The organism is Kineococcus gurbantunggutensis, assembly GCF_050871925.1.
GTDB lineage: Bacteria > Actinomycetota > Actinomycetes > Actinomycetales > Kineococcaceae > Kineococcus.
On sequence record NZ_JBJLSG010000170.1, the window covers coordinates 1 to 10,042 of the forward strand.

Here is a 10,042-nt window from a genome sequence, read left to right on the forward strand (position 1 = left end):
CCGGCGCTGGACCAGGGGAAGTCGATCCAGCGGTCGGTGTCGCGCCAGGAGTACTCCGGGGCCAGCCGGGTGGTGGGCTTGCGGTACACCACCGCCGAGGGGGGGGGGGGGGGGGGGGGGGGGGGGGGGGGGGCGCCGCCCCCCCCCCCCCCCCCCCCCCCCCCCGCCGCAACCTAGGTGCCCCGGGCACGCGCTGGGTTACCGCTGTGTTACCGCTGAGGGCGCCCCGCCGGGCCCTCCCGCCGGGCCCTCCCGCCGGGCCCTCCCGCCGCGCCGCCCGCCCGCTCCGGCGCGCCCCGGCCCGGTGGTGCAGGCTTCGGGGCGCCGGGCGGCGGGCAGCGCCCACCGGCACCGGTGGCCGGGCGGCGGCCACCGCCGAGGACGAGGGGGACGGGTGCCGGGCAGCACGCGCGCACGGGCGGCCGGGGCCGCGCCGCGCCAGGACGGGCACCACCGCGCCGGGGCGCCGCCGTGGGCGTGGCTGGTGCCCGTCCTCGTGGCGCTGGCCACCACCGCGTGGCGCTACGACGCCAAGCCGCTGTGGCGCGACGAGGTCTACACCCTGGCCACCGCCGAGCGCTCCTACCCCGTGATGCTGCGCGGGCTGCGCGTCACCGACGCCGGCCTGGGCCCTTGGTACGCGCTGGTGCACCCCTGGGTGCGCGTGTCCACCGACGAGGCGTGGCTGCGGCTGCCCGGGGCGCTGGCCACCGTGCTCGCCGCCGCCCTCGTCGGGCTGATCGCCTCCCGGCTGCTGCGCCCAGGCTCCGCGGCCGGCGCCCGCGCCGTCGCCGGGGCCGTCGCCGGCAGCGCGTTCGCCCTCACCCCCGTCGTCGTCGACCACGCCCAGGAGGCCCGCCCCTACCCGGTGGTGCTGGCGTGCGTGGCCGCCACCGCCCACGGCGTGCTGCGCGACCGCGAGGACCCGCGCGCGCGGTGGCTGGCCCTGTGGGTGGGCGGTTCCGTGCTCGCCGCCGCCCTGCACGTGCTCACCGGCGCCCCGGCGGTGGCGGCGCTGCTGGCGGTGGCGTTCGCGCTGCCCGGGCGGGCCCGCCGCTCCCGCGTCGCGCTGGGCGCGCTGCCCGCCGCCGCCGCCACCCTGGCCATGCTCGCCGTCGGGTTCTCCCAGGCCCCCGGCCGCATCGACGACGGCTTCCCGCTGCTGCGCCAGACCCTGCGGCTGAGCTCGGCGTACGTCGGCGGCGCGTTCGCCGTCCTGGTGCTGCTCGTGCTGTGCGCCGCCGGCGCCGCCCACCTGCGCCGCGACCGCGCCCACCTGCTGCTCGTGCTCGCCTGGGCCGCCGCCCCCGTGGCCGCGCTGGCCGCCTCCGCCGCCGGCGGTCAGCTCTTCGCCGCCCGCTACGCCGGCGCCACCGCCCCCGCGCTGGCCGTCCTGGCCGGCGTCGGCGCCGGGGCCCTGGCCCGCCGCGCCGGCACCGGCTCCGCGCGCGCCGGCGTCGCCGCCCTGGCGGTCGCCGCGCTGCTCGTGGGGCAGGGCGCGCACCTGGTGCAGAGCCGCCAGCGGCCCTACGTCACCGACGACGTGCCCTCCGCCGTCGCCGCCCTCGCCCAGCGCGCCCGCCCCGGCGACGCCGTGGTGCACCTGGGCAACACCACCCGCCCCCACGTGCGGTACTACCTGCCCGCCGGCACCCCCGTCGACGACGTGCTGCTGCTGCGCGACACCGACGTCAGCGTCTCCGTCGGCGGCGACGACCTGCCCGACGTGCAGCGCGCGCCCGCCCTCGCCGGCCGCGAGCGGGTGTGGCTGGTGGGGGTGGTGCTCAACGACCCCTGGGAGGAGGTGTTCGCCTCCTGGGTGGGACCCGCCCGCGACGGGCGCGCCCTGGCCTTCGAGGGCGACTACGGCGCGGTGCGCGTGGAGCTGTGGGAGCGCTGAGCGGAGCCCCGCGCACCCCCGCCGCCGTCCCCGCCGTCGCTCGCGGCCGCGGCCGCGCGGGTGCGCATGCGGTCCAGGTCGGCGTTCACCAGACCCAGCAGCACCAGGTCCACCACGACGCCCGCGGTCGCCGCGAACTGCGAGGCGGCGAAGAGGAAGACCTGCGTCACCAGCAGCGAGGTCAGCGCCGAGCGCTGGAAGGACTCCACCGCCGCGGGGGGGGGGGGGGGGGGGGGGCGGGGCCCCCCCCCCCCCCCCCCCCCCCCCCCCCCCCCCCCCCCCCCCCCCCCCCCCCCCCCCCCCCCCCCCCCCCCCCCCCCCCCCCCCCCAGGCCCACCAGCGCGAACACCAGCGCCGCGCCCGCTCCGCCGACGACACCGGCGATCGCCGGGCCGTGGCGCTCGCCCTCCAGCCACAACCCGGCCGCCACCAGCCCCGCGCCGCCGGCCTGCAGCAGCAGGCACAACCCCATGGTCGGCAGCGCCCACCGCGACGTGGCCAGGCGGTCGAACAGCTCGTCCACCCGCGCCCACAGGTGCTCCAGCCGTTGCGGCACCGGCGCGGGTGAGGGCTCCACCCGCGCCAGCAGCGCGCGCAGCTCGCGCGCGGCGGGCGCGTCGCCCAGGCCGTCCAGGGTGCGCAGCACCTCGTCGCGCCGCCGCGCCGGCAGGCGGCCGGCGAGGCCGTCCACGAGGACGTGCGCGGCGTTGGCGACCTTCTCGTCGTCGTCCAGCGGCCGGCGCCGCCGCCAGCGGCGCGCGCCGACCACGAGCGCGGCGAAGACCACGTACATGATCGCCGCGGCGGGCTCGTAGAAGTAGTCGTTGTCGGCGGTGACGAACTTGCCGACCTCGTCGATGAACAACCCGAAACCGGCCCCGCCCAGCACCGCCGCCACCGGGCGCGGGCCGCGCCCGACGTAGGCGAACTGCAGCACCATCGCCGCCAGCATCAGCAGCCCGCCGGGCAGCACGTGCGCGACGTGCAGGCCGGTGTCCCCGCCGATCTGCGGGTACCCGCTCAGCGCCAGGAACAGCCGCGTGAGCAGGATCGTGCTGACCGCCGTCACCACGAACGTCGTCAGGTGCTGCGTGCCCTTCTCGCTGCGCACCAGGTCCAGGTGCAGGGCGCGGCTCAGGCGGCGCACGGCGGGGGAGCGGTGTCGGGGCGGTCGGGCACCGTCCGACGGTAGTCGAGGGGCGCCCGCGTCCGCCCGGCGCCGGGTGCCCGGCCCGGCCGCCGCGCGGGGGCGCGCTCGGGGTGCGTGCGGGGTCAGGGCGCCGAGGGGCTCAGCCCGCCGGGGCCGCTGGAGAGGACCGCCGCCGCCAGCGCCCGCGAGGCCGGGCGCTGCTGCGTCTTGGGGTTCGTCAGCAGCACCAGGTCGATCTGCCCCAGCTCGGGCAGGCGGTGCTGCGGGCCCAGCGCCGTCAGCTGCGGCGGCACCAGCGAGCTGGCCAGGCACGAGACGCCGATGCCGGCGGAGACCGCGGCGATCAGGCCGTTGACGCCGCGGCACACGCACGCGCTGCGGTAGCCCAGCCCGGCGCGCTCCAGCGCCTCGTGCATCGCGGCGCCGCTGAGCGAGGGGGAGGGGTACACCACCAGCGGCACCGGCTGCGTCAGGTCCACCCGGGTGGAGGGGTTGCCCACCCACACCAGCCGCTCGCGCTTGACGAGCTTCCCCTCGCCCGAGCCGCGCGGCCGCTTGCCGATGAAGATGTCCAAGCGGTCGTTCTCCAGGCGGCGGTGCAGGGTACCGGACTGGTCGACCGTCAGCTCCAGGTCCACGCGCGGGTTCTCGGTGCGGAAGTCGCGCAGGATGTGCGGCAGCCGCGTCAGCGCCAGGTCGTCGGACATGCCGATGCGCAGGCGCCCGCGGGGCCGCTCGGAGGCGAAGTACGAGGCCGCCCGCTCGTGCTCGGCGAGGATGGATCGGGCGAAACCGATCATCGCCTCGCCGTCGGGCGTCAGCGCCACCGAGTGCGTGTCCCGGTGCACCAGAGCGCGACCGGCGGCGTCCTCCAGCTTGCGCAGGTGCTGGCTCACCGTGGACTGCCGCACCCCCAGCCGCGCGGCGGCCTGCGTGAACGAGTGCGTCTGCGCCACCGCCAGGAACGAGCGCAGCTGCACGGGCTCGAACGCCGGCACCGGCCGGCCCGCCTCCGCCACGGCCGCACCCCCTCCCCGCCGGGACGCTCATCACGACACGTGATGACTGATAAGCAGGCTATCGCCGTGCGATCTCGCTGTCGCCCCCGTGATGATGGTCACAGACCTCTCGCTACCGAAGGAACCGATCCGTGACCCCGCCGGCCGCAGCCGAGACGAGCCCCGACGCCACCCCCGACGCACCCCCCACCCGCACCGGCACCTTCGCCGCCCTGAGCGTGCCGAACTTCCGCACCTACGTCGCCGGTCAGGCGTTCGCCAACACCGGCGTGTGGATGCAGAACATCGCGCTGGACTGGCTGGTCCTGGAGCTCACCGGTTCCCCCGCGGCCGTCGGCATCGCGATGGCGCTGCAGTTCCTGCCGATCCTGCTGTTCGGGATGCACGGCGGGATGGTCGCCGACCGCTACCCCAAGCGGAACATCCTGCTGGTCACCCAGCTGTGCAGCGCCTCCGTGGCCACCACCCTGGCGGTGCTCACCCTCACCGGGCGCATCACCGTCGGCGCCGTGTACGCCCTCGCCGTCGTCGGCGGCCTCGTCGTCGCCCTGGACAACCCCACCCGGCAGTCGTTCGTCGGCGAGGTCGTCCCCGCCCCCCTCGTGCGCAACGCGATCGCCCTGAACGCCGCCACGTTCCAGACGACCCGGCTCGTCGGGCCCGCCGTGGCCAGCCTGCTCATCGGCACCGTCGGCACCGGGTGGGCGTTCGCCGCCAACGCGCTGTGCTACCTCGGGCCCACGGTGGCGCTGGCGTTCTTCCTGCGCACCTCCGAGCTCGTGCGCACCCCGCCGCTGCCGCGCGAGAAGGGGCAGCTGCGCTCGGCCCTGCGCCACGTCGCCGCCCGCCCGCACGTGGCGTGGACGATCGTGCTGGTGGGCGTGTTCGGCACGTTCGGGCTGAACTTCCCCGTCGTGCTCACCGCCATGGCCAGCGAGACGTTCGGCGGCGACGCGAGCACCTACGGCATGTTCAACGTCGTCCTGGCCGTCGGTTCCGTCACCGGGGCGCTGGTCGCCGGCGGGCGCAGCAGCACCCGGCTGCGCACCATCCTGGTGCTCGGCGCCGCGTTCGGCCTGGCGCAGGCCGCGGCCGCGTTCGCGCCGAACCTGGGCGTGTTCGTCGCCGTCCTGCTCGTCATGGGCGTCACCAACCTGGCGTTCCAGGCGATCGCGAACTCCTCCGTGCAGCTCTGGGTCGACCGCGCCTACCGCGGGCGCGTCATGGGCCTGTACGTGCTGGTGTTCATGGGCGGCACCCCGCTGGGCGGCCCGCTGGTCGGCTGGGTCACCGAGCACGTAGGCGTGCGCGCCGGCATGGCGCTGTGCGGGCTCGTGCCGCTGGCGTGCGCCCTGGCGGTGGCCGCGGTCCTGGCCTCCCGCCCCGTCCTGGCCCGGCGCCGCGAGGCCCTGCTGACCGCCTGAGCACCCGCCCGGCCACCGCGCGGGGTCCTCCCCGCGCACCGCCGCGGGAGCCACAGGCCCGCGCACCGCGCACCCCCCGCCCGCCGCTGTGGACACCGCCGCCGGCGGCGCCCGCGCCTGCCACGGTCCCCGCGACCGGGGAGGTGCGGGTGGGACCAGCGACGCGGCAGGCGCCGCCGCCGTCGCCGTCGGCGGCGGACGCCGCGGCGGCGGCGGCGCGCGGCACGGCCGGCGACCTCGCCGGCGCGCGGGCCGGCGTCGACGCCGCCGTCCGCGCCCTGGGCGGCTGGTGGGGCGTGGCGCACGACGGGTTCGGCGCGCTCGTGGCCGGCGCCCTGGGCGACCTGGACCTGCTCACCCGCACCGCCGCCGCCGGGGCCGCCCTCCTCGAGGAGCACGCCCGCGACCTCGCGGTGCTCGCCGGGCGCCTGCGCGCGGTCGAGGACGGCCTGGCCGACGCCGAGCGCCGCACCCGCGACCCCGGCGCCGACCTGATCGCGTTCCAGGGCGCCTGGGCCGCGCTGGAGCTGTGGCACCGCAGCCGCGAGGCCCTGCTCGCCGAGCACGACGAGCGCTCCGCCCGCCTGGCCGGACGGCTGCTCGCGCTCGTCGCCGACGTCGAGGACCGCCCGCGCACCCTCGGCGAGCACGTCGGCGACGCCGTCCGCGCGCTCGCCGCCGAGGGCGCCGGCGGTGCGTACGCCCTCGCCGGGTGGACCCGGGACCCCGAGGGCTGGTGGGACGCCGCCCGCGCCGCGCCCGGGCGGGCGCTGGACGCCCTGCTCGACCCCGCCGGCACCGCGGCCGCGGCCCTGCACCTGGACGAGGCCCGCGACGGGCGCTGGGGAGCGGTGGCCGGCGGGCTCGGCGCCGGCCTGCTCGGCCGCGGGGCCGGGCGCGCCGCCGAGGACCTGCTGCCCGCCCCGGCGCCCGGGGCGCCGCGCACCCGCGGCGGCCCCGACGAGCGCTCCCGCGGCGCCGACGGCCCGCTGCCGCCGCAGTCCCTGGACGAGATGCTCGCCGGGGTCGACCTCGGGCGCAGCGAGGGCCCGGGCCACACCCTGCAGCGGCACGTGGACGTCGACGACCGGTACCTGCGCGAGCGGCTGACGCTGGGGACGCTGGACCCGGGCACCGGCCGGCGCCGGGGCGCGCCGAGGGCCGCGTCGCGCTGGGCCGACCTCGCCACCGCCGAGCGGACCGTCACCGCCGCGCTGCGCGAGAACGAGGCCGAGGTGCGCCGCGCCCTCGCCGGCGGCGGCAGGATCGCCGTGGAGGTGCCGGTCGACGCCTCCGCGGGCACGGTCCTCGTCCGCGACGGCCCCGGCTTCCGGCGGGCCCCTCCCCACCGCGCCGTCGTCGTGCTGCGCCGCGACGCCGGCGGCCACCCCTACGTCCTCACCGCCTACCTCGACGAGGAGCAACCCCCCTGATGGACCGCCCCTGGGACGACGTCTTCTTCTTCTCCGTCGGCACGGACGCGGACGGCCGCGCCACCTCCCCGCGCGAGGCCGTCGAGCTGCACCTGGCCGAGGGCGGGCCGCAGCAGGCCGCCGCCTCGCTCGCCGTCGTGCGCGCGGTCACCGCCGGGGTGGTCACCGAGGAGGGCATGCGCGACGTCGGCGACCGCCTCGGCTCGGGCACGGAGGACCCGCCCGACGGGAACTCCTGGCTGGAGTGGATGGCCTGGTACCGCGAGCGCCTGCAGCAGGCCGTGGACGACCCCACCACGATCCTCTCGCGCGGCGCGGTGCCCGAGTGGCCCTACCCGTGGCGGCTGCGCGACGGCGCCGGCACCGGCGCCGGGGCGCTGCGGCGCGCCGTGCGCGTGCTCGCCGAGCGCCACCGCGACGAGGTGGACGCCTGGCTGGCCGACCCCGACGCCGGCACCCGCCTGCACCTGGTCGGCGACGTCGGCGCCGACGTCGGGCTCGCGGTGCGGCTGGCACCGCTGCCCGCGCGCGGCGTAGTCACCTCCGCGGTGCCCACCACCCGCGCCGCGGTGGTGCTGCGGCGCCTGGACGCGGGGGACGCCGGCCCGGCCTGGGAGGTGGCCGCCGCGCACCCCGCCGAGCCGTGGGAGCACCCGGCCGCGCCCGCCTGGCGGCGGGCGTGGCCGGCGCTGACCTCGTTCCTCGGCGGCTGGTTCAACGCCGCCGACCTGGCCGACGAGCCCGACTGGAACGAGTGGGCGGCCTTGGGCGCGGAGCCACCCGCGTTCCTGGACCGGGTCGCCGACGAGCTGCCGCACCTGCTGGCCCGTGACGAGGTCGCCCTGCGCGCCGCCGTGGAGGCCCTGGGCTGCTACGCCGAGCCGCCCCACCTGCGCCGCTGGCTGGGGTGGACGTCCTGGCGGATCCAGCGCTTCGACTGGAGCTGACGCCGGCGCCGCAGCGCCGCCGCCACCTCCCGCGGCACCAGCACCGCCACCCCCGCGCCGTGCAGCAGGTCCGCGCCGCGGTCGACGAGCTCGGCGGCCACCGCCGTCGGCAGCCGCAGCCGGCCGGCGTCGGCGGCGTCGCGCTGCGCCGAGCGCAGCACCGGGCACACCGCCACCGCGCGCGCCAGGCCGTCGCGCAGCGCCTCCAGCGCGATCGGGTCGCCCGTCAGCTCCCCGATGCGCAGCGGCGCCGCCCCGCCCACGGACAGCGTCACGTCCACCCACCACGGCTCCGACGGCGCGTCCGCGCCGGCGGAGCCGGCCGCCCCGACGGCGTCGACCGGCCCGCCCAGCAGCAGCACCACCCGCCCCGTCGCCGCCGCCGGCACCGGCAGCGCGTCGCGGCGCAGGTGCGGCAGCACCGCGCCCACCACGTCGTCGACGACCTGCGCGGCGCTCAGGGCCCCGCCGCGGGCGCCGGGCACGCCCGCGCGCAGCGCCGCCGGCAGCGTCGCCGCCCGCCGGCGCCGCCACGGCGCCCCCGGGCCGGAGGAGGAGGCGGGCGCCGCGGCGGCGAACGCGGCCAGGTCGCGCACCAGCGCCCCCAGGTGCACCACCTCGCGCCCGGGCACGACCCGCCCGCCGTCGCCCCAGCCGCCCGGCGCGGCGCCGCGCACCACCTCGACGCTGACGCCCAGCGGGGGAGCGGTGCACGGCAGCTCCGTGACGGCCAGCTCCACCGGGGCCGGGTGCCGGCGCGGCCAGGGCAGCCGCGCGAACGCGTCGGGGCTGGGCAGCGGCACCCCGTCGCGCGCCGGCAGCAGCGCCGGCACCCACCGCGTCGGCCCGGCCAGCACCGCGTGCAGCGCGGCCCCGGCCATCCCCGAGCGCAGCAGCGCGGCGCGCTGCTGCCCGCGCAGCGCCCCCGGGTGCGCCGGGTGCGTCGCACCGGCCGGCACGTGCACCGCGTGCGGCACGGGCGGGCCGCCGCGCTCGACCCACCACAGCAGCCGGCCCGGGCGCACCCACACGGCGTGGACGACGGCCGACGGCTCCGGAGCGGCCCGCCGGCCCGCAGCGGTGCGCGGGAGCATGCCGCCATCGTGACCCCCGCCGCCGACACGAGCCCCGGCACGAGCCCCGACACGAGCCCCGGCACGAGGTCGGCACGGCCCCGGCGCGGCCCTGGCGCGGCCCCGGCGCGGTCGCGCCCGCCGCTGCGCGCGCGGTGCGCCGCCCGCGCCCGTAGCCTCGGCGCCGACCCGCAGGACCGACGAGGAGGACGCGTGCCCGCAGTTCCGAACGTGACGCTGCACGACGGGGTCCAGATGCCCCAGCTCGGCCTGGGCGTGTGGCAGGTGCCCCAGGAGCGGACCGTCGAGGTGGTCCTGAACGCCCTCGGCTCCGGGTACCGCCACGTCGACACCGCCGCCGGCTACGCCAACGAGGCCGGCGTCGGCGACGCGCTGCGCGTGACCGACGTGCCCCGCCAGGAGGTGTTCGTCACCACCAAGCTCGCCAACGAGGAGCACGGCCGCGACCGCACGCTGCGCGCCTTCGACGAGAGCATGGCCAAGCTGCAGCTCGAGTACCTCGACCTGTACCTCATCCACTGGCCCACCCAGCGCGACGACTACGTCGAGACGTGGAAGGCGTTCGAGGAGCTGCACCGCGACGGGCGCATCCGCACCATCGGCGTCTCGAACTTCCAGAAGACCCACCTGCGCAAGCTCATGGACGAGACGGACCTGGTGCCCACCGTCAACCAGGTGGAGCTGCACCCGTACCTGGTGCAGGAGGACCTGCGCGCCTTCCACGCCGAGCACGGCATCGCCACCGAGGCGTGGAGCCCCCTGGCGCGCGGCGGGGAGCTGCTCTCCGACCCCGTCGTCACCCGCGTCGCCGCCGAGACCGGCCGCGAACCCGCCCAGGTCGTGCTGCGCTGGCACCTGCAGCTCGGCAACGTCGTCATCCCCAAGTCGGTGACGCCCTCGCGCATCGCGAGCAACATCGACGTCTTCGGGTTCACCCTCACCGACGAGCAGGTCGCCGACCTCAGCGCCCTGAACCGCGACGAGCGCACCGGCCCGGACCCCGACACGTTCGGCTGAGCGGCCCCCTCGTCCGGGCCGTCGCGGCGGGCCAGCAGCACCTCGCGCAGCGCGGCGC

At 78.8% G+C, this 10,042-nt stretch carries 9 protein-coding genes; 5 read left to right on the forward strand and 4 right to left on the reverse strand.

Going from position 1 to position 10,042, the window contains the following annotated elements:
- The first annotated feature begins 394 nt into the window (after positions 1–394).
- Positions 395–1,900 carry a hypothetical protein gene (locus tag ACRYR7_RS21660; protein ID WP_432574187.1) on the forward strand — a complete coding sequence of 502 codons (1,506 nt, stop codon included), beginning with the start codon at positions 395–397 and terminating at the stop codon, positions 1,898–1,900.
- Here the strand turns inward: ACRYR7_RS21660 and ACRYR7_RS21665 are convergent.
- The 3 genes from ACRYR7_RS21665 to ACRYR7_RS21675 form a co-directional block, all read right to left on the reverse strand.
- A complete protein-coding gene (locus ACRYR7_RS21665; RefSeq protein ID WP_432574188.1) occupies positions 1,864–2,109 on the reverse strand; it encodes a hypothetical protein in 246 nt (81 codons plus the stop codon). The genes ACRYR7_RS21660 and ACRYR7_RS21665 overlap by 37 nt on opposite strands.
- Positions 2,082–3,047 (reverse strand): hypothetical protein, encoded by a 966-nt coding sequence (locus ACRYR7_RS21670; RefSeq protein WP_432574189.1) that lies wholly within the window; start codon positions 3,045–3,047, stop codon positions 2,082–2,084. Before ACRYR7_RS21670 ends, ACRYR7_RS21665 begins: the two co-directional genes overlap by 28 nt.
- Before the next feature lie 125 nt (positions 3,048–3,172).
- Positions 3,173–4,069 carry a LysR family transcriptional regulator gene (locus tag ACRYR7_RS21675; RefSeq protein WP_432574190.1) on the reverse strand — a complete coding sequence of 299 codons (897 nt, stop codon included), beginning with the start codon at positions 4,067–4,069 and terminating at the stop codon, positions 3,173–3,175.
- Positions 4,070–4,200: 131 nt separating this feature from the next.
- Between ACRYR7_RS21675 and ACRYR7_RS21680 the strand changes: the two genes are divergently transcribed.
- The 3 genes from ACRYR7_RS21680 to ACRYR7_RS21690 all read left to right on the forward strand — a co-directional run bounded on the left by ACRYR7_RS21680 (position 4,201) and on the right by ACRYR7_RS21690 (position 7,873).
- Positions 4,201–5,493 carry an MFS transporter gene (locus tag ACRYR7_RS21680; RefSeq protein WP_432574191.1) on the forward strand — a complete coding sequence of 431 codons (1,293 nt, stop codon included), beginning with the start codon at positions 4,201–4,203 and terminating at the stop codon, positions 5,491–5,493.
- 149 nt (positions 5,494–5,642) lie between these two features.
- Complete coding sequence (locus tag ACRYR7_RS21685; protein WP_432574192.1) at positions 5,643–6,926, forward strand: RNase A-like domain-containing protein; 1,284 nt, start codon at positions 5,643–5,645, stop codon at positions 6,924–6,926.
- Positions 6,926–7,873 (forward strand): hypothetical protein, encoded by a 948-nt coding sequence (locus tag ACRYR7_RS21690; RefSeq protein WP_432574193.1) that lies wholly within the window; start codon positions 6,926–6,928, stop codon positions 7,871–7,873. Before ACRYR7_RS21685 ends, ACRYR7_RS21690 begins: the two co-directional genes overlap by 1 nt.
- Here the strand turns inward: ACRYR7_RS21690 and ACRYR7_RS21695 are convergent.
- Positions 7,798–8,967: a hypothetical protein gene (locus ACRYR7_RS21695; protein ID WP_432574194.1), complete on the reverse strand. Its 1,170-nt coding sequence runs from the start codon at positions 8,965–8,967 to the stop codon at positions 7,798–7,800. The genes ACRYR7_RS21690 and ACRYR7_RS21695 overlap by 76 nt on opposite strands.
- Positions 8,968–9,159: 192 nt before the next feature.
- On the opposite strand from ACRYR7_RS21695, the gene ACRYR7_RS21700 reads away from it, so the two are divergent.
- Positions 9,160–9,984 carry an aldo/keto reductase gene (locus ACRYR7_RS21700; RefSeq protein ID WP_432574195.1) on the forward strand — a complete coding sequence of 275 codons (825 nt, stop codon included), beginning with the start codon at positions 9,160–9,162 and terminating at the stop codon, positions 9,982–9,984.
- Positions 9,985–10,042 lie beyond the last annotated feature (58 nt).

Coding starts and splice junctions, on each gene's coding strand:
- ACRYR7_RS21690 (WP_432574193.1), top strand. CDS start 6,926: ATGGACCGCCCCTGGGACGACGTCTTCTTCTTCTCCGTCGGCACGGAC.
- ACRYR7_RS21695 (WP_432574194.1), bottom strand. CDS start 8,967: ATGCTCCCGCGCACCGCTGCGGGCCGGCGGGCCGCTCCGGAGCCGTCG.